Source organism: Pseudomonas hormoni, assembly GCF_018502625.1.
In the GTDB taxonomy this organism is placed as follows: domain Bacteria; phylum Pseudomonadota; class Gammaproteobacteria; order Pseudomonadales; family Pseudomonadaceae; genus Aquipseudomonas; species Aquipseudomonas hormoni.
Map to the genome: position 1 here is coordinate 940731 of NZ_CP075566.1, position 23441 is coordinate 964171.

General features: G+C 59.8%; 25 protein-coding genes and 1 pseudogene. 12 read left to right on the forward strand and 14 right to left on the reverse strand.

Annotated elements, in window-relative coordinates; genetic code table 11:
- Positions 1-61: 61 nt before the first annotated feature.
- From KJF94_RS04325 to KJF94_RS04335, 3 genes are all read right to left on the reverse strand, one after another.
- Entirely contained in the window at positions 62-1555 is a 1494-nt protein-coding gene (locus KJF94_RS04325; protein ID WP_214381431.1) for a hypothetical protein, read from the reverse strand.
- Between the two features lie 161 nt (positions 1556-1716).
- Entirely contained in the window at positions 1717-2112 is a 396-nt protein-coding gene (locus KJF94_RS04330) for a YbaN family protein (RefSeq protein ID WP_214381433.1), read from the reverse strand.
- A 10-nt stretch (positions 2113-2122) separates the two neighbouring features.
- Positions 2123-2710 carry a UPF0149 family protein gene (locus KJF94_RS04335; RefSeq protein WP_030130067.1) on the reverse strand — a complete coding sequence of 196 codons (588 nt, stop codon included), beginning with the start codon at positions 2708-2710 and terminating at the stop codon, positions 2123-2125.
- 415 nt (positions 2711-3125) lie between these two features.
- Here KJF94_RS04335 and recQ point away from each other — a divergent pair, with 415 nt between their 5' ends.
- From recQ to KJF94_RS04355, 4 genes are all read left to right on the forward strand, one after another.
- Positions 3126-5252 (forward strand): DNA helicase RecQ, encoded by a 2127-nt coding sequence (gene recQ / locus KJF94_RS04340; protein ID WP_214381435.1) that lies wholly within the window; start codon positions 3126-3128, stop codon positions 5250-5252.
- A gap of 131 nt (positions 5253-5383) precedes the next feature.
- The gene (locus tag KJF94_RS04345; RefSeq protein WP_084320510.1) at positions 5384-5818 is read left to right on the forward strand and encodes a MarR family transcriptional regulator; all 435 of its coding nucleotides are present in this window, start codon (positions 5384-5386) and stop codon (positions 5816-5818) included.
- A 128-nt stretch (positions 5819-5946) separates the two neighbouring features.
- Positions 5947-7689: a motility hub landmark protein FimV gene (locus tag KJF94_RS04350; protein WP_214381436.1), complete on the forward strand. Its 1743-nt coding sequence runs from the start codon at positions 5947-5949 to the stop codon at positions 7687-7689.
- Between the two features lie 44 nt (positions 7690-7733).
- Positions 7734-8021 (forward strand): Rdx family protein, encoded by a 288-nt coding sequence (locus KJF94_RS04355; protein WP_214381438.1) that lies wholly within the window; start codon positions 7734-7736, stop codon positions 8019-8021.
- Here the strand turns inward: KJF94_RS04355 and KJF94_RS04360 are convergent.
- Together KJF94_RS04360 and KJF94_RS04365 are read right to left on the reverse strand one after the other, a co-directional pair.
- A complete protein-coding gene (locus KJF94_RS04360) occupies positions 8015-8908 on the reverse strand; it encodes a DMT family transporter (protein ID WP_214381440.1) in 894 nt (297 codons plus the stop codon). The genes KJF94_RS04355 and KJF94_RS04360 overlap by 7 nt on opposite strands.
- Positions 8909-8986: 78 nt before the next feature.
- Positions 8987-9745, reverse strand: coding sequence for a helix-turn-helix transcriptional regulator (locus KJF94_RS04365; protein ID WP_214381442.1), 759 nt, complete (start codon positions 9743-9745; stop codon positions 8987-8989).
- Between the two features lie 135 nt (positions 9746-9880).
- Between KJF94_RS04365 and KJF94_RS04370 the strand changes: the two genes are divergently transcribed.
- Positions 9881-10696: a UDP-2,3-diacylglucosamine diphosphatase gene (locus KJF94_RS04370; protein WP_214381444.1), complete on the forward strand. Its 816-nt coding sequence runs from the start codon at positions 9881-9883 to the stop codon at positions 10694-10696.
- Positions 10697-10811: 115 nt separating this feature from the next.
- Here KJF94_RS04370 and KJF94_RS04375 read toward each other — a convergent pair whose 3' ends face one another.
- Both KJF94_RS04375 and KJF94_RS04380 read right to left on the reverse strand, forming a co-directional pair.
- A complete protein-coding gene (locus tag KJF94_RS04375) occupies positions 10812-11402 on the reverse strand; it encodes an HD domain-containing protein (protein WP_214381446.1) in 591 nt (196 codons plus the stop codon).
- Positions 11403-11501: 99 nt separating this feature from the next.
- Complete coding sequence (locus KJF94_RS04380) at positions 11502-11813, reverse strand: Mpo1-like protein (protein ID WP_214381448.1); 312 nt, start codon at positions 11811-11813, stop codon at positions 11502-11504.
- A 160-nt stretch (positions 11814-11973) separates the two neighbouring features.
- Here KJF94_RS04380 and KJF94_RS04385 point away from each other — a divergent pair, with 160 nt between their 5' ends.
- Positions 11974-13035 carry an AraC family transcriptional regulator gene (locus KJF94_RS04385; RefSeq protein WP_214381449.1) on the forward strand — a complete coding sequence of 354 codons (1062 nt, stop codon included), beginning with the start codon at positions 11974-11976 and terminating at the stop codon, positions 13033-13035.
- On the opposite strand, the gene KJF94_RS04390 is transcribed toward KJF94_RS04385, so the two are convergent.
- The gene (locus KJF94_RS04390; RefSeq protein ID WP_214381450.1) at positions 12992-14446 is read right to left on the reverse strand and encodes a TrkH family potassium uptake protein; all 1455 of its coding nucleotides are present in this window, start codon (positions 14444-14446) and stop codon (positions 12992-12994) included. The genes KJF94_RS04385 and KJF94_RS04390 overlap by 44 nt on opposite strands.
- A 122-nt stretch (positions 14447-14568) precedes the next feature.
- Here KJF94_RS04390 and KJF94_RS04395 point away from each other — a divergent pair, with 122 nt between their 5' ends.
- Positions 14569-15138 carry an NAD(P)H nitroreductase gene (locus KJF94_RS04395; protein ID WP_214381451.1) on the forward strand — a complete coding sequence of 190 codons (570 nt, stop codon included), beginning with the start codon at positions 14569-14571 and terminating at the stop codon, positions 15136-15138.
- Positions 15139-15311: 173 nt separating this feature from the next.
- On the opposite strand, the gene KJF94_RS04400 is transcribed toward KJF94_RS04395, so the two are convergent.
- The 6 genes from KJF94_RS04400 to KJF94_RS04425 form a co-directional block, all read right to left on the reverse strand.
- Positions 15312-16652 (reverse strand): sensor histidine kinase, encoded by a 1341-nt coding sequence (locus tag KJF94_RS04400; protein WP_214381452.1) that lies wholly within the window; start codon positions 16650-16652, stop codon positions 15312-15314.
- 175 nt (positions 16653-16827) lie between these two features.
- Positions 16828-17277, reverse strand: coding sequence for an LTXXQ domain-containing protein (locus KJF94_RS04405; RefSeq protein WP_017337134.1), 450 nt, complete (start codon positions 17275-17277; stop codon positions 16828-16830).
- Between the two features lie 263 nt (positions 17278-17540).
- Positions 17541-18218, reverse strand: a complete 678-nt coding sequence (locus tag KJF94_RS04410) for a response regulator transcription factor (protein WP_150637657.1) — start codon at positions 18216-18218, stop codon at positions 17541-17543.
- A 7-nt stretch (positions 18219-18225) separates the two neighbouring features.
- A complete protein-coding gene (locus tag KJF94_RS04415; protein WP_214381453.1) occupies positions 18226-18624 on the reverse strand; it encodes an SH3 domain-containing protein in 399 nt (132 codons plus the stop codon).
- 108 nt (positions 18625-18732) lie between these two features.
- A complete protein-coding gene (locus tag KJF94_RS04420) occupies positions 18733-19032 on the reverse strand; it encodes a YciI family protein (protein WP_214381454.1) in 300 nt (99 codons plus the stop codon).
- 1 nt (position 19033) lies between these two features.
- Positions 19034-19630, reverse strand: coding sequence for a septation protein A (locus KJF94_RS04425; RefSeq protein ID WP_214381456.1), 597 nt, complete (start codon positions 19628-19630; stop codon positions 19034-19036).
- An 87-nt stretch (positions 19631-19717) separates the two neighbouring features.
- On the opposite strand from KJF94_RS04425, the gene KJF94_RS04430 reads away from it, so the two are divergent.
- The 5 genes and pseudogenes from KJF94_RS04430 to KJF94_RS04450 form a co-directional block, all read left to right on the forward strand.
- The gene (locus KJF94_RS04430) at positions 19718-20581 is read left to right on the forward strand and encodes a PHP domain-containing protein (RefSeq protein WP_214381458.1); all 864 of its coding nucleotides are present in this window, start codon (positions 19718-19720) and stop codon (positions 20579-20581) included.
- 13 nt (positions 20582-20594) lie between these two features.
- Positions 20595-21224 carry an L-threonylcarbamoyladenylate synthase gene (locus KJF94_RS04435; protein WP_214381460.1) on the forward strand — a complete coding sequence of 210 codons (630 nt, stop codon included), beginning with the start codon at positions 20595-20597 and terminating at the stop codon, positions 21222-21224.
- Positions 21225-22046 (forward strand): segregation and condensation protein A, encoded by an 822-nt coding sequence (locus tag KJF94_RS04440; protein ID WP_084320527.1) that lies wholly within the window; start codon positions 21225-21227, stop codon positions 22044-22046.
- An 11-nt stretch (positions 22047-22057) separates the two neighbouring features.
- Positions 22058-23032: an SMC-Scp complex subunit ScpB gene (scpB, locus tag KJF94_RS04445; RefSeq protein WP_214381462.1), complete on the forward strand. Its 975-nt coding sequence runs from the start codon at positions 22058-22060 to the stop codon at positions 23030-23032.
- 163 nt (positions 23033-23195) lie between these two features.
- Positions 23196-23351: pseudogene (locus KJF94_RS04450) on the forward strand (DUF1289 domain-containing protein); the annotation flags it as partial.
- Between the last annotated feature and the right edge of the window lie 90 nt (positions 23352-23441).

The window sequence follows — 23441 nt, forward strand, 5'->3', positions numbered from 1 at the left end:
GTGAGGGACGAAAAAAAACCGCTATAAGCGGTTTTTTTTCGTTCTGTCTGCTGCAAGTTTTTTAGCTTTTGGAAGGGGGCTGTGCGACGACCCTCCATGGATCGGACTCAGCCGTTTCATCTTCCGTCAGGGCAATAATTTCATAGGTTTCCCCGACTTTCAGATCGCTTAGGAAAAACGCCCATTTACCTTCATCGTTGGTGGTCTCTGATTTTGTTTGGATAACACCGTTGACCTTTATCTTGACCACACTATTCGGCGTATGGTCGCCCCTGGCAATAAACCAGCTCTTGTTTATGTCTCCGCCATCAGCAATTACATTCCCGTCGGCATCATAAATACGGGTGTTTGTCGGTGCGTTGGAGGCCGCTTTCACGGCAAACGGATAAGGATCGGAGGTCCCGCCATCTGTCCATTGTGCGACGGCGGTGAGGTCGTAGGGGCCGTCGGCCAGCGGGCCAATCGGATGCTTGTACCGACCTGCGGCATCCACTGTGGCTTCACCCAACGAGTCGGTGCCGTTGAAAATTTCTACCTTCTCATCCTTTTTACCTTCCCCTTCGACATACAGGGAGGTTTTGGACGTTGTGGTGTTTTTTTCGATCTTGTTTCCGTCAAGGTCGGTGACCTTGTCGAGGGTTGCCAGTTTGATAGCTTCCACGGTAAACGGATAAGGATCGGAGGTCCCGCCATCTGTCCATTGTGCGACGGCGGTGAGGTCGTAGGGGCCGTCGGCCAGCGGGCCAATCGGATGCTTGTACCGACCTGCGGCATCCACTGTGGCTTCACCCAACGAGTCGGTGCCGTTGAAAATTTCTACCTTCTCATCCTTTTTACCTTCCCCTTCGACATACAGGGAGGTTTTGGACGTTGTGGTGTTTTTTCCGATTTCGTTTCCGTCAAGGTCGGTCACCTTGTCGAGGGTTACCGGCGTGGTAACGTCCTCTTTTACGGTAAAGTTGAAAACGGTTGACTCATTGTCATTGGTAGCCTTGACCTTGATGCGGTAGGTTGCTGGTTCCAGATCGGTCAGAACAAAAGTACATTTTCCGCAGTTATTAGTTGGTTCCGTTTTAAGTAAATCTTCACCATTAAATAACCGGGCATTCTGGCTCGGGATCGCGTTTACGAAGAAGGTGACTTCTGTAGTACTGATGGTGTCATTGTCAGCAATCGGCTTCCCATCGCTGAGTACTTCGTTGATGATCGGCGTCCGGGTAGCCGCCGTAAAGTTTCTGGGCAGTGACGAAGGGTTGGGACTCCATTGGCCGACGGCGCGCACCTTGTAGCAATCGAAGTGCTTCAAATCGAGCAGCGGGCTTTCCCATTCGCCGGAATCGCCGGTGGTTGCTTCGCCCAGTTCTTCATTACCGTTCATTATCCATACTTTGTTTTTTGGTTCAGCGTTGATGCCGGAAACTTTAATGGCCGTTTCGTAGGTGGTTCTGCCAATGGAAACGCCGTTACGATCGAGGATTTTGCTGACTGTTAAAAGATTTTCGTCAACCAGATCGTTGGTCGTCTGCGATAAATTGTTCGAGGGGAAATCGGTCATGATCATGACTCCGGTTTGGGAAGGGACGGAGTGATTTATGGCCTCGAACTGATGAATTGGCTACTGTCAAAAATAACAGGTTTGAGTAGTTTTCCGATGAGCGGAGGGGGCGATCGCGGGATTAAAAGGCGGGCTTATTCGCCTTAAAAGTGAAGAGAGTTTCAGGATTTACGCAAAGTCTTCTGACGAACGATGTAGATCGTCACCAGCACCGCACTGGTCAACATAAAACCGCGTGCCCACGGCAGAGGCACCAGGTAGCACGAAAATAGAATACTCACCCACATCAGGACGATGGCGTAGACCTTGCCCTTGAGCGGAATGCCGTTGCCGTCGAGGTAGTCGCGAATCCATGGCCCGAGCCGTGGATGCTCCACCAGCCAGTGGTAAAAGCGCGGCGAACTGCGGGCGAAGCAGGCCGCCGCCAGCAGCAGGAAAGGCGTGGTGGGCAATACCGGCAGGAAAATCCCGATTACCCCCAGCGCTACGCTCAGCCAGCCGATGGCCAGCAGGAGGTAGCGCAACATCAGGGAGCGGTTGCCTATGGGATTGTCCATAGGCGAAACCTTAGTGGTGACGTGGCTTGAGAATCGCCGGTTTTTCGTCTGGCGCCTGGCACAGCAGGTACAGCGCGGTCAGGGCTTCCGGGATCTGCACGATCATGTCGTCCATCAGGTTGGCGTCTTTGGCGATGTCTTCGAACTCAGGCTGTTCGTCGAACAGACCCGAACCGACCATGATCGGCAGCAGCATTTCGCTGACTTCGTCTTCGGCGGTTTCGAACCAGGCCGCTTCGCGCAGGAACACGCCTTCCATGAAACCGATGCACCAGCCGCGCAGGTCGGAATCATCCGGCTCTTCGCCCAGGTCCAGGTCGCACGGCAGCTCGAATTCTTCATCGGACGCCAGTTGGCGGGCGATGTGAGCCTTGAGAGCGAGCAGGGTGGATTCGATCGCTTCACGCTCGGTGTCGTCGGCATAATGCGGCTCTTCGGCGAAGAGGGCATCGATCCATTCACGGTCGGGAACGCTTTCGGAACAGATCGACAGCGCGGTGAGGTAGCCGTGGGCGGCCACGTAGTCCAGCGCCTCGTCATGCAGTTCATCGGCGTCGAGGAAGACTTGCAGGCGGGTTAGTTGCTCAGCGAAGGACATTAAAGGGCTACCTTGGGAATTAAACAGATGCGGGAATTCTAGGCCTTCTTGAGCACTCAGGCCAGCCGCGCGGGATATTTGCAGCCATGCGACCTCGCGGAGCACCGCGAACAACCTGTGGGAGCGGGCTTGCCTGCGAAAGCGGTGTATCAGTCAATGTAAATGTTGAAAGTCAGGCCGCCTTCGCGAGCAAGCCCGCTCCCACAGGTTCTGCGCCATGTTGGATTTTGTGTGTCTTATCAGCGGCACCCTTTGCCGGACAGGCCTCGGGTATACTCCCGCGTTTTGTGATGCCCTGCTGGCGTCGTGGCTGAAATGTGAAGCGTCATGCAATGCGCACTTACGATTTGTCAGTGCAGCGTTGCGGATCCTGAACCAGCCTTGCAGGGATGTTTTGGTGATTTTTGGAGTTTTTATGCTCGAACAGGCTCAACGCGTCCTCAAGGACATCTTCGGCTACGACAGTTTTCGTGGCCGTCAGGGTGCAATCATTGAGCGCGTGGCCAGCGGCGGCGACGCCCTGGTGCTGATGCCTACCGGTGGCGGCAAATCCCTGTGCTTCCAGGTGCCGGCGCTGCTGCGCGAAGGCCTGGCAGTCGTGGTGTCGCCGCTGATCGCGTTGATGGACGACCAGGTGGCTACCCTCGAAGAACTGGGCGTCGCGGCCGCTGCGTTGAACTCCACGCTGAGCGCCGAGCAACAACGCGACCTCGCCGCGCGGATCAAACGCGGTGAAGTGAAGATGCTTTATCTCGCGCCCGAGCGCCTGGTCCAGCCGCGCATGCTGGCCTTCCTGCAAAGTCTTGAAATCGCCTTATTCGCCATCGACGAAGCGCACTGCGTGTCGCAATGGGGTCACGACTTCCGCCGCGAATACCTGCAACTGGGCCAGTTGGCAGAGCTGTTCCCCAACGTCCCGCGCATCGCCCTTACCGCGACCGCCGACAAACGCACCCGCGAAGAAATCGTCGACCGTTTGCACTTGCAGGATGCCGAGCGCTTCCTCTCCAGTTTCGACCGACCGAACATTTTCTACCGCATCGTGCCCAAGGAGCAGCCGCGCAAGCAGTTGCTGGCGTTCCTCGCCGAGCGACGCAGCGATGCCGGCATCGTCTATTGCCTGTCGCGCAAAAAAGTCGACGAAGTGGCGGTGTTCCTCAGCGAGCAGGGCTTCCCGGCACTCCCATATCACGCCGGTCTGGCAAACGAAACGCGGGCCCACCATCAGAAGCGCTTCCTTAACGAGGAAGGCCTGATCATGGTCGCCACCGTGGCGTTCGGCATGGGCATCGACAAGCCCAACGTTCGGTTTGTTGCGCACCTCGATCTGCCGAAATCCCTTGAGGCGTACTACCAGGAAACCGGTCGCGGCGGCCGTGACGGTCTGCCGGCAGATGCCTGGATGGCCTACGGCCTGCAAGACGTGGTGATGCTCAAGCAGATGCTGCAGAACTCCGAAGGCGACGAGCGCCACAAGCGTCTGGAGCAGCACAAGCTCGACGCCATGCTCTCGCTCTGCGAAGAAACCCGCTGCCGACGTCAAACGTTGCTGGCGTACTTCGATGAAGACATGCCGGAGCCGTGCGGCCATTGCGATAACTGCGTCGATGGCGTGCAGACCTGGGACGCCACCGAGCCGGCCCGTCAGGCGCTCTCGGCGATTTACCGCACCGGTCAGCGCTATGGCGTCGGCCATCTGGTGGACGTGTTGCTGGGCAAGGACAACGAAAAGGTCCGCAGCTTCGGCCATCAGCATCTGTCGGTCTACGGTGTCGGCAAGGCGATGGGCGAGAGCGAATGGCGCTCCTTGTTCCGGCAACTGGTTGCACGTGGTCTGGCCGACATCGATCTCGAAGGTTACGGCGGTCTGCGCCTCAGTGACACTTGTCGGCCGCTGCTCAAGGGCGAAGTGACCCTGGAACTGCGCCGCGACCTCAAGCCGCAAACCACCGCGAAAAGCAGCAAGAGCCAGGCGAGCCAACTGGTCCGTGGCGAAGAACGCGAGCAGTGGGAAGCCTTGCGCGCCTTGCGTCGCAAGCTCGCCGAAGAGCACGGTGTGCCGCCTTACGTCATCTTCCCCGACTCGACGTTGCTGGAAATGCTCCGCAGCCAGCCGACCTCGCTGGCGGAAATGGCCACGGTCAGCGGCGTCGGTGCGCGCAAACTGGAACGGTACGGCGAGGCTTTCCTCGAAGTGCTCGGTGGCCAGGTCGAGGCGCCGAAAGTGGTGGCCGATGTGCGCCATGAGCTGATCACCCTCGCTCGGGCCGGCATGACGCCGCTGCAAATCGCCGGTCAATTGCAGTGCTCAGAAAAGAACGTCTACACCATGCTCGCCGAGGCGATCGGCAAGCAGCAGTTGTCGCTGGAACAGGCACTGGACCTGCCCGAAGACTTGATGGGCGAAGTCCAGGATGCGTTCCTCGACGGCGAGGGCGAGTTGCCGCCGGTGGCGGAGATTGCCGCGCTGTTCGCCGGTCGCGTGCCGGAAGGTGTTTTGTACTGTGTTCGAGCCGCGCTGCAATCCGAATTCGAGATCTGAGTTTCAAATTTCGGACAGGGTTGTATTGATGTAACGATTCAGTACAGAGCAAGCCTTGCCTCCAGCCAAGGGTCATGCTTAGCTGACTAATAATTAGTTTTTCTCTATTTCAGTCTAATCATGAGTGTTTTATGCCGTTAACCGATCAACACCGATTTGGCATGCAACTGGCCCAGATGTCGCGCGGCTGGCGTGCCGAACTGGACCGCCGTCTGGCCGGCCTGGGTTTGTCCCAGGCGCGCTGGCTGGTGCTACTGCACCTGGCGCGTTTCGAGGAGGCGCCGACCCAGCGCGAACTGGCGCAAAGCGTCGGCGTCGAAGGGCCGACCCTGGCGCGACTGCTCGACAGTCTGGAAACACAGGGCCTCGTCCAGCGTCAGGCCGTGGTGGAAGACCGTCGGGCGAAAAAAATCGTCCTCTGCGCCCCGGCCCGTCCCCTGATCGAACAAATTGAAACCATTGCCACTCAGCTGCGCCATGAGCTGTTTGAAGGCGTCGACGAGGCGGATCTGAAGGTCTGCATGCGTGTTCACGGGCACATTCTGGCCAACCTGGAAAAATCTTGAGGCAGAACCGGGTGTAAGCTTTTTGAGATACCCCGTTGGGCAGACTATAAAGAACTACTAGGCAATATCGTGTTCGTACCGGATGTGCGAACACGCACCGGTTGGTTCTGGTTATCTAAGGGATGCTCATGCTCGAGAGTTGGCACGTTGTACTGCGGTGGTCCGCCAGGCTGGTTCTGGCCGGTGGGGCTGTGACTTACTCGGCATTGGCGCCCGCGCTGGGGCTGGGTGAAATCACCGTGCATTCGGCGCTGAATCAACCGCTGCGTGCCGACATCGCCCTGGTGGATGCTGCCGGTCTGGAGGAGGGCGACTTGTCCGTCAGCCTGGCGACCGCGGACGAATTCAGTCGTGCCGGCGTCGAGCGGGTGTTCTTTCTCAATGACCTGAAGTTCACGCCCATCCTGCGGGGCAACCGCAGCCTGATCCGGGTGAGCTCCAATAAAGTCGTCAACGAACCTTTTCTGAATTTCCTCGTGCAACTCAATCAGCCCAACGGGCGCGTGCTGCGCGAGTACACGGTGCTGATCGATCCGCCGGGTACGCCGGGGATCGTGCCGGTGGCCGACGAACCAGTAGCCAGCTCCCCGAACTCTCCATACCCGAGTGTCAAACCAGCCACTGCACCGCCCGCCGCGGCCCAAAAAACGGCCCCTAAAGTTGAACAGCCCGCCGCCCCCGTCATTGATCCCGTCGCCGAGCAATTGGCCGCCAGCGTGCTGCAAAACCAGCAGCTGCAAAAAACCGTCGATGAGCTGAATGCAAAACTTCAGGGCCAGGACGAACAGATCGCCGGTCAGAAAAAACAGATCACCGAACTGCAAACGCAATTGGCGGAGGTCCAGGCGCCCCCGGTGACGCCGGAAGTTGTGGCGCCAGCATCGGTCACGGTACAAGAGCCCGAGGCGTCCAATTGGCCGCAGATCGCCGGGTTGTCGGCGTTGGTGGCCTTGCTGTTGGTGGGACTGTTTGTTCGCCGCCAACGACAGCAGGTTCAGGTGCTGGCCGCAGATCCTCCCGTTTTGCCGTCGCGACACGAGCCGGTGCTCGATCAAACCGTGGCGCCGTTAGCGAAGCCCACCCCGCCGAAACCTGCGCCTGATCATCATGACGAGACGCCGTCAGGGGATGTGCTGGAAGGCGTGGGCATTTACCTGGCCTATGGCCGCTTTTCCGAAGCTGCGGGCTTGTTGCGTGATGCCCTGGCGAAGGAGCCACACCGCACGGATCTGGCCGTGCAGTTGCTGGAAGTCCTCGGCAAGCAAGGTGACGGGCCAGCCTATGACGCTCAGGAAAACAGCCTGCGAGATGCCGGATTTGATACTCAGCAACTTCAGGACATTCGTGCCCGCTACCCGAAACTGGACAGTGCGTTGCCAGTGGCTGCGGCGGCAGTAATCGCAACACCCGTTCAATCCGAAGCAGTGCCCGGCGACGAGTTCCAGTTGAACCTGGATGATCTGTCGATGGATTCGAGTTGGGATCTGGTCAGTCCCTTCGATAGCACTAAACCTACGGACAAACCACCCGAGGTTGTGGAACCCGCGTTCACCTCGAACCTGCACGTGATGCCCGATGTGTTCGAGATGCCTGAAGAAGAACCCGAGCTTGAGTGGGTCGCCGAGCCTGACTCACAGTCACTGGATGACGACTTTCTCGACGAATTCAAGGATGCCGACCCGTCATTCGAGCTTGAAGCGCTGAGCCTGGAACCCGCCGAGCCGGACAACGCAGGCAAACTGGAACAGGCCCAGAACTGCATCGATGACGGTGATCTGGACAGCGCCATCGAGCTGCTGAACGAGTTGCTCAAGGACGGCGATGAGCCACTTAAACAAACCGCGCGGACGCTGTTGGCCGGTATTCGCTGAGCCTCTATCATGGCGGCGCCCTCTGGTTCAGGAGTTCCCTCGTCATGACCGCGCACAAACCCGAAATCGTCATCACCTACTGCACGCAATGCCAATGGCTATTGCGTGCCGCGTGGTTGGCGCAAGAACTGCTCAGTACCTTTGGCGACGATTTGGGCAAGGTGTCGCTGGTGCCTGGCACCGGTGGTGTGTTTCACATTTTCTGTGACGATGTGCAGATCTGGGAGCGCAAGGAGGACGGCGGTTTCCCTGAAGCCAAGGTGCTGAAGCAGCGGGTCCGCGATCAGATCGATCCGGACCGCGACCTCGGGCACAACGACCGCACTCAGTGAGACGCGGCTTCGGCAGCGACCGTTTTCTTGCTTGAAGCGCCCGATAGCCTGCTGGACACCACAATCGCGACGATGATCAAGGCGCCGCCGAACAACATGCGCAGCGTCGGGTTTTCATTGAACAGCAGCCACGCCATGGTGATGCCGTATACAGGCTCCAGCGCAAACACCACGGCGGCGGTGCGCGCCTTGATCACCGCGAGGCTGGCGACGAACAGACTGTGAGCGACGCCGGTGCAGAACACCCCGAGCAGGCCGATCCACAGCCAGTCAATGGCGCGGACTTCGCTCAACTGCGGCGCCGCCACCGGCAGCAAACACAACGCGACCACCACGTTCTGGCACAGCGCAGCCTGTACAGGCGGAATTCTTGCGGAACTGGCGCGGTTGGTCAGGGACAGTAATGCAAACAGCAACCCGGAGCCCACCGCCCACAACAGACCGGTGGTGGCGCCGCTGGCCAGATCGAAATCAGGCGTTACCAGCACCAGCCCGACACTCACCAGCACCACCAGCAGGATTTCATTGGCGCGAATCCGCTCGCGGAAAATCAGCCCTTCCAGGATCACGGTAAAGGCCGGGAAACTGGCGAAACCCAGGGTCGCGATCGCCACGCCCGCGACCTTCACCGCGATAAAGAAACTCACCCAGTGCCCGGCCAGCAGCAAGCCGCTGAGCAGCAGTCGCCGCCAGTCCACGGCTTGAAGTTTCTGCCAGCGCGTCTGGCTGGCGAACCTTGCGAACACGGCCAGGGCGAGCACGGCAAAGGCCGCGCGACCGAAGACGATGACGGCAGGGGAGGCGGCGGCGAGTTTGCCGAACACACCGGTCAGGCCAAACATCAGTGCGCCGATATGCAGAGCGCCGAGGGCGGTACGGGGAGTCATTGCAATCCTTGATGAACATAAGCAACAGAGGTGCACTCTAGAGGGCTGTCGGCATGCCTGTCTGTCGTCAAACTCGCATCATTTGTCGCCAGCCTCGCGCCGCAGTTTTCCGGGAGAGGCGCCAAACTCCCGTAACACTGCCGCTGAAAATGCACTTTGCGAGCTGTAGCCAACCCGGCTGGCAATCTCGCCAATGGGCAAAGCCGAATCCCGCAACAGACTCACGGCCATATGCAAACGACGACTGCGAATGTAGTCCATCGGCGTCTGCCCGCATTCCGCGGCAAACCGCGCATGCAGCCGAGCGCTGGACAGGCCGGCGATGCGCGCCAGATCGGCGACTTGCAGCGGGTAGGCCGCGTGCTGATCGATGTGCGCATTCAACGCGGCGTAGGGCAGGCGCCGACACCCCATCACTTCCGGCCTGGCATGGTTGAGACTGGCCAACAACAGCACCGCGCCTTGTTGCGCGATCAGCGGGTCGCTGACCTGACTGCCCGCCAGCCAGTTCACCAATTGGCTTTGCCCGGCATCCAGCGGCAGACGCCCGGCGTTGTCGAGTAAACGGCGACTGGCATCGGCGTGCTCGCCAAGGGACTGAGCCACCCATTGATCACTGGGCACGTCCAGCACCAGGCAGCGGCTGCCGTTGGCGCTGCCACAGGCATGATGGAAACCGGACGGGACCACCACGAAACTCTGCTGGACCACCTGACTGCCTCGCCCGTCGACCTCGAAATCCAGCGCGCCCGAGAGCCCGAACACCAGTTGCGCGTGGTCGTGACTGTGGACGATCAGGTCGTGAGTGTATTGGCGCAGCGTGAGGATCGGTCTCATCGCAGGTCTCCCGGGTAAGGCCGTCAGTCTACACCGAGGTCGTCCAAACGCGTTGTCACAGGACTGACTTGTCACTGTCATGGGCAATTAACCCGACCGGCGCAAGCTTGCAAAAACAATCGCAGAGGGTTGCCCATGACCAGCGCCGAGCTCGCCAAACCCAGTCGTAAGCAACGTGTGCGGACCTTGTGGATTTCCGATGTGCATCTGGGCACCCGGGATTGCCAGGCCGAGCACTTGTCGCAGTTTCTCAAGGGCTACCACGCGGACAAAGTCTACCTGGTTGGCGACATCATTGACGGTTGGAAACTGCGCAGCGGCATGTACTGGCCGCAGGCGCACACCAACGTGATCCGTCGCCTCTTGACCATGAGCAAACGCGGCACCGAGGTGATCTATGTCACCGGCAACCACGACGAATTCCTGCGTCGTTACTCGAAGCTGATTCTGGGCAATATTCAATTGGTGGATGAAGCGGTGCACGTGACTGCCGATGGCCGCCATTTGCTGGTGATTCATGGTGACCAGTTTGATGTGATCACCCGCTATCACCGCTGGCTGGCCTTTCTCGGCGACTCGGCCTACGAATTCACCCTGACCCTCAACCGTTGGCTCAACCACTGGCGTGCCCGTTATGGCTACGGTTACTGGTCGCTGTCGGCGTACCTCAAGCACAAGGTGAAAACCGCCGTCAGCTTCATCAGCGACTTCGAAGAAGCCATCGCCCACGAATGCGTCAAACGCGAATTGCACGGGGTAGTGTGCGGGCACATTCACCATGCCGAGATTCGCAAGGTCGGCGAAGTGGACTACCTGAATTGCGGGGATTGGGTGGAGTCGTGCACGGCGCTGATCGAGCATTGGGATGGTTCGATCGAGTTGTACCGGTTGGCGGATGCTCAAGCGCGGGAGGCGGAGTTGAAAGCCATTAAAATCGCAGAACCCGCATAACATTTTGGGTGTTCGAGCCGGCCCTCTTCGCGAGCAAGCCCGCTCCCACATTCGACCGAGTCGTCCTTGAGAACACGGTCGAATGTGGGAGCAACTGTCTTCACCCTGCGATCTATCAGGCTGGCGAATGCTCTTCCATCGCAGCCCTGTAAATCGAGTTCTTCGGCTGCGCAAACAACCGCTCCATCATCGGCTCAAAGAAACTCAGCGGCAGTGTCTCGTAAGCCGGATCAAACGCCGCCGCATCGTACTTCGCGCAGAATTCGATGGTCGCCTGATACTGCGGATGACCGCTGAACTGCTCGCGCAAATGCCGATCCATGCCCAAGTGATGGAAAAAATAGTACCCCTGGAAAATCCCGTGTTTCTCCACCATCCACAAATTCTCGGCGCTGACGAAGGGCTTGAGGATTGCCGCTGCAATGTCCGGATGGTTGTAGGAGCCCAAGGTGTCGCCGATGTCGTGAAGCAGGGCGCACACCACGTACTCTTCGTCGCGGCCATCGCGCCAGGCACGGCTGGCGGTTTGCAGGGAATGGGTCAGACGATCCACCGGGAAGCCGCCAAAATCACCCTCCAGCAGTTTCAGGTGCGCCACAATCCGTGTCGGCAATTGTCTCGCATAGGCACTGAAGTCCGCGGCGATGATCGCCCAGTCTTCCTGTGTGCCGTCCTGCATGTGGGTGAAACGGGCATTGGCATTCATCGGCTATCCTCTTGTTCTTGTCGAAAGGGATTTTTTCAGTGTAGGACCTGTGACCATCAGCGCACTGACTGCGCAGGACGCATTGCTGGCCAATCGGGCCTAGAACGGCACGCGTCCCAGAATCATGTCGCGGTACATCACGAAATCGCCGAGCAGGCTGTAAAGCGGATGTTGAAAAGTCGCGGGACGGTTCTTTTCAAAGAAGAAATGCCCGACCCAGGCGAAGCTGTAGCCGGCCAGCGGAAGGGCCAGCAGCCATAGCCAAGCCCCTTTGCCGATGGTCAGGGCCAGAATGAAAATAACCAGCGTCGTGCCGATGAAGTGCAATCGCCGGCAGGTACTGTTGCTGTGTTCACTCAGGTAGTACGGGTAAAACTCGGCGAAGCTGTTGAAACGCTTGATGTTTTCCACGACTGCGATCTCTGTGGTTATTGTTCTGACTGCAAGTTGTTCTGCGGGTAGCTTATTTGAGTCTAGAGTGATCATTGGCATCAGCCAGTGACAATGGGCGCCACTTTAGTATCCTTCGGAAATTGGCCGTAGCATGCGGCTCACCATGTAAGTAAACGCCATGAGCGAACGAACGACTTCTGCAAGCTGGGCGATGGGGATTGTCAAAGCACTGGAGATGGACGGCCTGGATTGCCGGGTTCTGTTCAAACAGTTGGGGCTCGACTACGCGTCACTGGACGATCCGGATGCACGCTTCCCGCAAGACTCCATGACGCGTCTTTGGCAGCGTGCCGTCGAGTTGTCGGGCAACCCGGCGATCGGCCTGAACATGGGCAAGGTAGTGCGACCGGCGTCCTTCCATGTGGCCGGTTATGCCTTGATGTCCAGCCAGACCCTGGCCGAAGGCTTTCAACGGCTGGTGCGTTACCAGCGGATCATTGCCGAAAGTGCCGACCTGAGCTTCCGCCTGCTGGATGAGGGGTATGCGCTGATTCTGACGGTCCACGGCGACCATCTGCCACCGACCCGACAAAGTGCCGAAGCCTCGCTGGCCTGCGCGCTCGCGCTATGCGGCTGGCTGACCGGACGCACCCTGCAACCGCGCAAGGTGCTGGTGCAGGGCGAACAGCCCGCCGATCTTGAACCGTATAAACAAGCCTTCCATGCGCCGCTGGTGTTCAACGCGCCCTATGACGCGCTGATCTTCGAGCGCGCCGACATGGAAGCACCGTTGCCGACCGCCAACGAGGCCATGGCGCTGCTGCATGACCGCTTTGCCGGCGAATACCTGGCTCGGTTTTCCGAGAGCCGCGTGACGCACAAGGCACGTCAGGTGTTGTGCCGCTTGCTGCCCCAGGGCGAGCCCAAGCGCGATACCGTGGCGCAAACGCTGCACCTTTCGCAACGGACGTTGCAGCGGCGCTTGCAGGAAGAGGGCACGAGTTTTCAGACATTGCTCGATGACACCCGGCGCGAACTGGCCGAGCAATACCTCGCGCAGCCCACCATGACCCTGCTGGAAATTGCCTACCTGTTGGGGTTCGCTGATCCGAGCAATTTCTTCCGCGCCTTCCGCCGCTGGTTCGACGCCACCCCCGGCGAATACCGGGTGCGGCTGATGGAAGCGCCGAATCGGGTCAGTGACGCCAGAACGCCGGAATACACAGAACAAACACCGTAATGATCTCCAGTCGGCCCAGTAGCATGCCGAACGAGAGAATCCATTTGGCGGCATCCGGCAGGGTGGCGAAGTTGCCCGCCGGGCCGATGGTCTCGCCGAGTCCCGGCCCGACGCCGGACACGGTACTGGCCGCGCCGGTCAGGGCGGTCATCCAGTCGACGCCGAGCAGCGACAGCAGCAAGGCGATCACGCAGATGGTGATGGCAAAGAAGAACGAGAACGTCAGGATCGAACGCACGATCTCTTCGTCGAGTCGGTGGCCGTTGTACTTCTGCTTGATCACCGCGCGTGGGTGAATCAGCTGGTTAAGGTTGGCCTTGAGCAGGATGTAGGCAACCTGGAAGCGGAAGATCTTGATCCCGCCCGCAGTCGATCCCGAGCAACCGCCGACAAACCCCAGATAAAAGAACAGCATCAGCGAGAAATTGCCCCAGAGGCTGTAGTCCCCGAGTGCGAAACCGGTGGTCGTCACCACCGACGTCACGTTCAGCGCCACATGCCGCAACGCGTCCAGCCAATGCAGCTGGGTGGTCCACCAGTACCAGGTGGTGAGCACCAGCCACGTCACCAGCAACATGCCGAGCAAACCTTGAACCTGCTGATCCTTGATCAGGGCACCACGGTTACCGCGCAAGGTTGCGACGTACAGCGTGAAGGGCAGACTGCCGAGAATCATGATGACGATCGCCACCCAGTGCACCGCCGGTTGCGTCCACTTGGCCAGGGACTGGTCGGACGTGGAGAAACCGCCGGTGGAAATCGCCGACATCGCATGATTGATCGCGTCGAACGGGCTCATCCCGGCCCACCAGAACGCCAGGCTGCCGAAAATGGTGATGCCGACGTAGGCCGCTACGATCAACCGCGCCACCATGTGCGAACGGGGCATGACTTTTTCGGAACGGTCCGACGACTCGGTCTGAAACAGCCGCATGCCACCAATACGCAGCAATGGCAGAATCGCGACCGCCATGCCGATGAAGCCGATGCCGCCGATCCAGTGCAGCAACGAGCGCCACATCAGGATGCCGGGGGACATGGCGTCCAGGCCAGTGAGCACCGTCGAACCGGTGGCGGTGATGCCGGACATGCTTTCGAAGAACGAGTCGGTGTAGCTGATGTGCTGGGTCAACAGGAACGGCAGCGCGGCGAAGATGCACACCACCAGCCAGCTGCTGACGGTCAGCAGGTACATGTCTCGCGGACGCAGGTGTACGTGCTCGGGACGACCGGGAATGACCAGCGCGAGGCCGGCGACAAAGGTGATCATGCTGGCCCAGAGGAACGATGGCAGGTCGCCGGTGTGATCGAAAATCACCAGAGTGGCCATGGGCACGACCATGGCAATCGCCAGCGTGATCAGGAAGAGGCCGATGATGAAACCAATGAGACGTAAGGTCGGCAACGCCATGAAGTCCGCTCGGGCTGAAAGTAGGAAGGGCGCCATTCTACCCGTGGGGCAGGGCATGTAAACCGGCATCCCCGTGGCACTTGCAGCTAGAATAGCCAGACATTTTTTTCAGGAGGTGGCCGATGCAGGCTCTCGACGCTTTGCTCAACCGTGTTTCCGTTCCACGACTGGTCGACCCGGCCCCCACCGCCGAGCAGCGCGAAGTGCTGTTTTCCGCCGCGATGCGTGCGCCGGACCACGGCCATTTGCAGCCTTGGCGCTTCCTGACCGTCGAAGGCGCAGCACGTGAGCAGATGGGCGAGTTGCTGGCCGAAGCTGCGAAACTGCAGGACGGCGACGTGTCCGAAGCCGCGCTGGACAAGGCGCGCAATGGTCCGCTGCGTGCACCGCTGGTGGTCGTGGTGATCGCGCGGTTGCAGGATCACGTCAAATATCCGAAGTCCGAGCAACTGCTGGCGGCGGGCTGCGCGGCGCACGGGATTTTGCTGGCGGCGTATGCGCAAGGAATTGGCGCGGTGTGGCGCACCGGTGATCTGGCCTATTCGGCGCATGTGGCCAAAGGGTTGGGTTTGGCGGAAGGGGAAGAGGTGATTGCGTTTCTTTACCTGGGTACGCCGCAGAAAGATCCGCGTGTTGCGGAAAAAGTTGACCTCACCGAGTTCGTCAGCGCCTGGCTGCCTTTGGAAGCCTGAAGATCAAAAGCTTCGCGGGCAAGCCTTGCTCCTACAGGTTATGAAGTGTTCACGATACCGTGGCACGACACATAACCCTTAAGAGCAAGGCTTGCCCGCGAAAGCGTCGGCACATTCAACATCTCTGTTGAATGTTAAATCGTCTTCACGAGCAGGCTCGCTCCCACAGGGGATTACGGTTGGACGACGGCCCCCGGCACCAACGGCAATTCAAGGCTGGCGATGAATCCGCCATCCGGATGATTGGCCAGCACCAGACTCCCGCCATGCCGCTCCGCCGCACGCCGCGCAATGGCCAATCCCAAACCATGCCCCGCCGCCGTCTGCCCCGGAGCCCGATAAAACGGCTCCCCCAACTGGCTCAAATGCTCGGCATCCACGCCGGGCCCATGGTCGCGCACACTCACCACAATCCGCTCACCCTGCCGCACCGCTTGCATCTCAATCGATCGCCCCACCGGGTTAAAGCGCTGAGCGTTACGCAGCAGGTTGTCCACGGCGCGCTCGATCATCGTCGGCCAGCCTTTGAGGTTCAATTGCGGTTCGGCGTCGAGGCGAACGGTCTGCTCAGGCGAACCCAATTGCGCATCCTTTTGCAGCGTGTTGAGCAGCGCATTCAGATCGACGTCCTCAGCACTGGCGTTGTCGGCATCGACCCGCGCCAGCACCAGGATCTCGCTGATCAGCGCTTCGAGCCTGTCGCACTCGCGGGTCAGGCGCGGCGAGAGTTTTTCCCGCTCCTCGGGGTTGGCCCGTTCCGCCAGTGCCAGCGCAATGCGCAGTCGGGCGAGGGGCGAACGCAATTCGTGGGACACATCGCGCAGCAGTTGCCGCTGACTGCCGATCAGGCTTTGCAGGCGTGCGCCCATGCGGTTGAAATCGTTGGCCAGCACGCCGAACTCGTCGCGACGGTTGGCCAGTTTCACCAGACTGTTCTGCTGATAGGTGGTTTGCCCCAAGTCATGCACCGCGCCGCGCAAGCGGTTTAGCGGGCGGGTGATGGACAGGGTCACAAACAGGCTGAACAAGGTCAGCACCACCAGCGCGATACCCAACGCACTCAATGGCCAAAGCAGGCTTTCGCGGTGCCACGCGTCCAGTTCGGGGTGCGGAATACGGTAGATCAGCAGGTAGGTATCGCCGGTTTTGGCGCTGGTGTATTCATCGGTCAGACGACGCCACGGCAGGCGCCGGTCATCGTTGTTCTGTCGCGCTTCGAAGGCCGCTGCGCGGCGAGGGAAAGTGCCGCGGACGACCGGGTCACCGCTCTCGTTGAGCACCTGAACGTCGATGTGATATTGGCGTTTGCGCTGTTCCAGAATGTCCTGGGCGGCTTCTTCGCCTTGTGCTTCGTAGGTTTGTGTCCACTGTTCGGCCAGGGTGTTGAGGCCTGGGTGGCGGCTGAGAATCCATGCATCCTGGTTGAGCATGTGCCCGAGCAGAATGGACAGCCCTGCAACCAGAGCGATAGCCAGCCAGAAGCTGGCCAGGATACGCCAGAACAATGAACGCACAGAAAATCCTCAAACAAACACATATCCTAATGTAGGAGCGAGCTTGCTCGCGAAAAACGCATGGACGACGCGTGCTGTCTGATGTGCGCGTTATCGTTGACGTTTTTCGCGAGCAAGCTCGCTCCTACAGTTTCCAGACCCAACGAGGTTTAACCGTTGGGTCCGGGTCAGCGCATTATTGCGCTTTTTGCGGTTGTTGCGCTTTCCAGGCCTTGAACTCGGCCCATTCGGCACGGCGCTCGGCCTGTTTTTTCTGGATCTCGTCGAATTGCTTCTGTTGATCCGGTTTCAGCAGGGCGCGTACATCGGCCTCGGCTTTCTTGTGGTTGGCGGCCATCTCATCTTTCATGGCTTTCTGGTCGGCTGGCGAGAGTTTTTCCAGGTACTTGTCGACCACTTGCTTACGCTCGTGCATCTGCTCGCCCATGATCTTGCGGATCTGCTCGCGCTGTTCGCGGCTAAGGTCCAGTTGGCTGTACGGGCCCTTGCCGTGCATGCCGTGCATCTGACCGCCGTGGCGCGAGCCGTCCATTGGCCCACCCATCGGGCCGGCACCTTCAGGCATGGCCATGGCAACGGTTGGCAGGGCGGCAGCGAACATCAGAGCGATAAGAGTCTTGCGCATGGTGAATCTCCTTGTCTCGTTCCCGGTACGTTCCGGATGAGTTCAGATTACGGAGATCAAGGTCAGCGGCGGTCAGCGGAGCGTAAAGCTTGGGTAAAGACGATTTCGTGGCGTCCTTACAAACCTTGCTGGCAGTGACCTGTGGCGAGGGAGCTTGCTCCCGCTGGACTGCGCAGCAGGCCTTCTTTTGGGGCCGCTTCGCAGCCTGGCGGGAGCAAGCTCCCTCAACACAGATTGCACTTGGCCAGTTCTATCTCGGTTTCCTACAGGCTGTAGTAGTAACCACGGCTGCGCAGGGCGACGATGCGCGGGCGACCGTCGGGATGGGGGCCGATCTTTTTGCGCAGGTTGCTGACGTGCATGTCCAGGCTGCGGTCGTACAGGGTCAGTTTGCGACCGAGGGCGATTTGCGCCAGCTCCTGTTTATCCAAAGGTTCGCCGGGTTGTTTGAGCAGCGCTTCGAGCAGGCGACTTTCAGAGACGGTGAGGGTGAATTCCTGTTCATCGATGCTGACCACGCCGCGCACCGGGCTGAAACACAGGTCGCCCAGTTCAAGCTGGCTGGACACCGCCGCCGGATGACTGCGGCGCAAGACGGCGCGCAGGCGGGCGGTCAGCTCCCGTGGGTCGCACGGTTTGGCCAGGTAATCGTCGGCGCCCAGTTCCAGGCCGAGGATGCGGTCGAGCGGCTCGCCACGGGCCGAGAGCATCAGCACCGGCAAGTCCGGGTGATCGCTGCGCAATTGCTTGAGCAGTTCGAGACCGCTGCCGTCCGGCAGCATCACGTCCAGCACCACGGCGGCTGGTGAGGTTTCGGCCAGCGCGCGACGAGCGCTCTGGCCGTCGTGGCAGGCACGGACCTGGAAGCCTTCCTGGCTCAGCCAACTGACCAGCAGCTCACACAGCTCCTGATCATCATCAATTAATAACAGCTCGCTCATGACTCACTCAATTTAGCCATTGTCGACGTTTTCGACTTGCACCACTGGCGAAGATACCGCAGAGCAGGGCCAATAGCGCTACTCCCGCGCCGATCACGAACCATTGCTGCTGGTCTGTGAGAAAACGCGGCAGGGGACTGCTGGCCTGGGCTTCCTTGAGTTGCAGCTTCAGACGCTGGTTCTCCTGACGCAACCGGCTCAGTTGGGCGCTTTCGCGTTCGCCATCGGCACTTTGCAGTTGTTTGCTCAATTCTTCCCGTTGCTGTTCGCTTGCCTTCAAGCGCTGCTGCAACTCGGTGATCTGGCTGCCGGCGCTCAAGGACAGCGGAGTTGCGCTTTCTTCACCGTGGGCGGGCGCCACGATCGACAACGTGAACAACATCAGACACAACGGACCTTTGCGCATCGGAGCTCCTGAATCCAATCGATTATTGGGCAGGTTGTCGGCAGGCAAACGAGAATAATGAGCGATTGAGAGCGCGATGAACCGAGAAGGTTCATCGCGTGGGAGCGTTTAAGGCAGGACTTGCTTGAACGGCTTGACCGAAACGTTGGCGTAGACGCCTGCGGCGATGTACGGATCGGCGTCGGCCCAGGCCTGGGCGGCGCTCAGCGAATCGAATTCAGCGACGATCAGGCTGCCGGTGAAACCCGCAGCGCCCGGATCATTGCTGTCGACCGCCGGGTGTGGCCCGGCCAATACGATACGACCTTCGCCCTTGAGCACTTGCAGGCGCTCAAGGTGTGCCGGCCGTGCAGACAGGCGGGCTTCCAGGGAGTTGGCGACGTCTGTGGCAATGATTGCGTAAAGCATGTCAGTCCTCGGTTTTTGGCGTGGTGGTATCGGCGTCGTGCAGGTGGCGGGACAGGTAAATGCCCTGGGCGACCAGGAACAGCAACGTCATGCCCAGGCTGCCGAAGACTTTGAAGTCGACCCAGTATTGCTGGAACGTGAACGCGACGAACAGGTTGGCGGCACCGCAAAACAGGAAGAACGCGATCCAGGCGATGTTCAGGCGAGTCCAGACCTGGTCCGGCAGGGTCAGCGCGTGGCCCATGATGCGCTTGATCAGCAGCTGGTCACCGATGAAGTGGCTGCCGATGAACGCCAGCGCAAACAGCCAGTTGACCACCGGGGCTTTCCATTTCAGGAAGGTCTCGCTGTGGAACGCCAGGGTCAGGCTGCCGAAGACCAGGCAGGCGATGAGGGTCAGCCACTGGCTCTTTTCCAGCTTGCGCTGCTTGATGAAGAGCGTGCCGTAGACGACCAGGGAGCTGATGATCAGCATCGCGGTGGCGCTGTAGATGCCCCCGACAGTCAGTTGATGACCGCCAATGTCAACGACCCGTGGGTCGATCTTGAAAACAATGAAAAACAGCAGAAGCGGGATGAAATCGATGAATTGTTTCACAGTGGCAGCCAGAAGCAGGATGTGGCGGCATAATAACAAACATATGGGCGCGCGATAGCGCCAGCTGATTTGAGGTTACACATCCCCGTGAATGTTGATTTGCACTGCCATAGCACTGCCTCCGATGGCGCTCTCGCGCCTGCTGTCCTGGTGGCGCGTGCGTTCGAGAAAGGCGTGCGAGTCCTGGCCTTGACCGATCACGACACCCTCGAAGGCCTCGACGAGGCCCGCAGCGCCGCGACTGCGCTGGGGATGCAACTGGTCAATGGTGTCGAATTGTCCTGCACCTGGGGTGGCGCGACCATCCACGTGTTGGGCTACGGATTTGATGTGAATGCAACGCCGTTGGTCGAAGCCATCGCCAGATTGCACGATGGCCGCTGGTTACGGTCCGAAGAAATAAGCCGCAAGTTGGCGTTGAAGGGCATGCCGGGCGCGCTGGAAGGTGCGCGGGCCATTCAGCAGGAACTGGGCGACAGCGGTAACGCGCCGGCCCGCCCGCACTTCGCCGACTGGATGGTGCGCGAAGGCTTCGTCAAGGATCGCGCCGAAGCGTTCCGCAAATGGCTGGGCGCCGGCAAGCTGGGGGACGTCAAGCAACACTGGCCGACCCTGGAAGAAACCGTCGAAACCCTGCGTGCGGCCAAAGCCTGGGTGAGCCTGGCGCATCCCTGGCACTACGATTTCACTCGCAGCAAGCGTCGCCGCCTGATTGCCGACTATATTCAAGCAGGCGGCCATGCGATCGAAGTGGTTAATGGCCATCAGCCCGCCGAGCAGGTGGGCAGCCTGGCGATTCTTGCTCGCGAGTTCGGTCTGCTGGTCAGTGCCGGCAGTGATTTTCATGGCCCTGGAGGCTGGTCCGAGATCGGTGAATACCGCCCGCTCCCGGAGGATCTGCCACCACTGTGGTGTCGATTCAAACATGACCCAATTATTGCCGCCGTCTGAACAGGTAGAGAATGTGAGTCAATTTTTCCAGATTCATCCGGAAAACCCGCAAGCGCGCCTGATCAAACAGGCTGTCGAGATCATCCGTAACGGCGGGGTGGTGATTTATCCCACAGACTCGTCCTACGCCATTGGTTGCCAGATCGGTGACAAGAATGCCGTGGAACGCGTGCGCCGGTTGCGTCAACTGGATGAGAAGCACAACTTCGCACTGATTTGCAGCGACCTGTCGCAACTGGGGCTGTTTGCCAAGATCGACACCGGCACCTTCCGCCTGCTCAAGGCACACTTGCCGGGGCCCTACACCTTCATTCTCAACGCCACCCGCGAAGTCCCGCGGCTGTTGTTGCACCCGAAAAAACGCACCATCGGCCTGCGCGTGCCCAGCCACCCGATTGCCCTGGCGTTGCTCGAAGAACTCGGCGAGCCGCTGATGAGCGTGACGCTGATCATGCCCGGCGACACCGATCCGCTGACCGATCCGTACGAAATGCGCCAGTTGCTCGAGCATCAGGTCGACCTGATCATCGATGGCGGTTTCGGTGGCATCAAGGCGTCCACCGTGATCAACCTCGCCGACGGCGAGCCGGAAGTGATCCGCATCGGTTGCGGTGACCCGACGCCGTTCATGGCCGAGGCGTAGATGTCTGCAGTAGAACCCGTTGTCGACAGTCAGGCCGGTGCCCAGCAAGAGCTGCCCTTCGCCATGGTCTATGGCCAGGCGGTTCTGGAGATGCCGCTGGACCTGTACATTCCGCCGGATGCGCTCGAGGTGTTTCTCGAAGCCTTCGAAGGCCCGCTCGACCTGCTGCTGTACCTGATCCGTAAACAGAACATCAACATCCTCGACATCCCGGTGGCGGAAATCACCCGCCAGTACATGGGTTATGTGGAGTTGATGCAGTCGGTGCGCCTGGAACTGGCCGCCGAGTATCTGGTAATGGCCGCGATGCTGGCCGAGATCAAGTCGCGGATGCTGTTGCCCCGTGCCGAAACCATCGAAGACGAAGAAGACGACCCGCGCGCCGAACTGATCCGCCGCTTGCAGGAATACGAACGCTTCAAGGCGGCCGCCGAAGGCATCGATGGCCTGAGCCGCGTCGGCCGTGACGTGGTGGTGCCCAAGCTGGACGCCCCGGAAGCCCGGGCGCGCAAGCTGCTGCCGGACGTGAGCCTGGAAGAGTTGCTGATGTCCATGGCCGAGGTTTTGCGCCGTGGCGACATGTTCGAAAGTCACCAGGTCAGCCGCGAGGCACTGTCCACACGCGAGCGCATGAGCGATGTACTGGAACGGCTCAAGGGCGGCGGTTTCGTGCCGTTTGTCGAGCTGTTCACAGCCGAAGAAGGGCGCCTGGGTGTCGTGGTGACCTTTATGGCGATCCTCGAACTGGTCAAGGAATCTTTGGTCGAGCTGGTGCAGAATGAGCCGTTCGCGGCGATCCACGTGCGAGCCCGAGCCGAATAACGAGTTGAATCATGAACCTGACTGAACCCCGCGAGCTGGCGCCACTGCTTGAAGCCTTTCTGTTGGCCTCGGGAAAACCGCAATCGCTTGAGCGCCTGTTCGAACTCTTCGAAGAGAGCGAGCGCCCCGAGCCGCCAGTCTTCAAAAAAGCCCTGTCGATTCTCGCCAAGTCCTGCGACGGTCGTGCCTTCGAGCTGAAGGAAGTCGCCTCCGGTTATCGCCTGCAGATACGCGAAAAGTTCTCGCCGTGGGTAGGACGTTTGTGGGAAGAACGCCCGCAGCGTTATTCCCGTGCCATGCTCGAAACCATGGCGCTGATCGCCTATCGCCAACCGATCACCCGAGGCGAGATCGAAGACGTGCGCGGCGTGGCGGTCAACAGTCACATCGTCAAGACGTTGCTGGAGCGGGAGTGGATTCGCATCGTCGGTTACCGCGACGTACCCGGTAAGCCCGCGATGTTCGCCACCACCAAGGCCTTTCTCGATCACTTCAACCTGAAAAACCTCGACGATTTGCCGCCGCTCGCCGAGCTGCGCGAGCTGGAGCCCGATCCGGTGCTCGATTTCGACGACGCGCCGGTGCCGGCCGGGTTGCAAGAACTGGCGGATGCCAGCGCCGAGCCGGAGGAGCCGAAGGAAGAAACCAGTTTCCATACGCTGTTGCTGGAATTGGACACGATGGAGGAGGGGCTCAAGACCGACTTCGATGACATTCTGCGTGATAGCGCGGTGACCGAGCCCGAAGAGGGTTTGGAGTTGCCGGAGCCTGAGATCGAAGCTGAACTTCCGGTTGAGCCAGAAGCCACAGTCGAAGAAGAGCTTGAGGATGACGTGCTTGGTGTGGCAGAGGCGCGCGAGAAACTCCTGGCCGCTGTCGCTGCCCTGGAACAGCACAAGCCCGAGCCCGAGTTGAGCGACGAAGAGGCCGAGGCTCGTGCCCTGGCCGAAGCGATCGAGGCCGAACGCCGCGAATTTGAAGACTGACCCCCAACCCTGCGGGCACCGATTAACCCAGTAGGAGCAGAGCTTGCTCGCGAAAGCGGTGGTCCAGGCACCCATGATGTTGACTGTTACCCCCTCTTCGCGAGCAAGCTCTGCTCCTACAGGATGTTGCGTTGGCTGGAGTATTTGATGAGCTCAACCAAAGAAGTTCACCGACGACATCTGCCTCGGCTGCGGCCGCAGCAAGCGCGAGATCAAGGCCTGGAAGAAGCTCGACAAGGCTGACAAGCGCACTGTTCTCGCTGAAGCTTCGCTGCGCCTGATCAAACTCGGCGCCACCGGTCGGCGGAAATCCCGGTAAATAGCCATTCATCAGCTAGTCTCTGATGCGCGAATGCTCCCATGAGCGTATGATTCGCGACCCTTCGGCGATCCCTTCGCCCGAGTACAA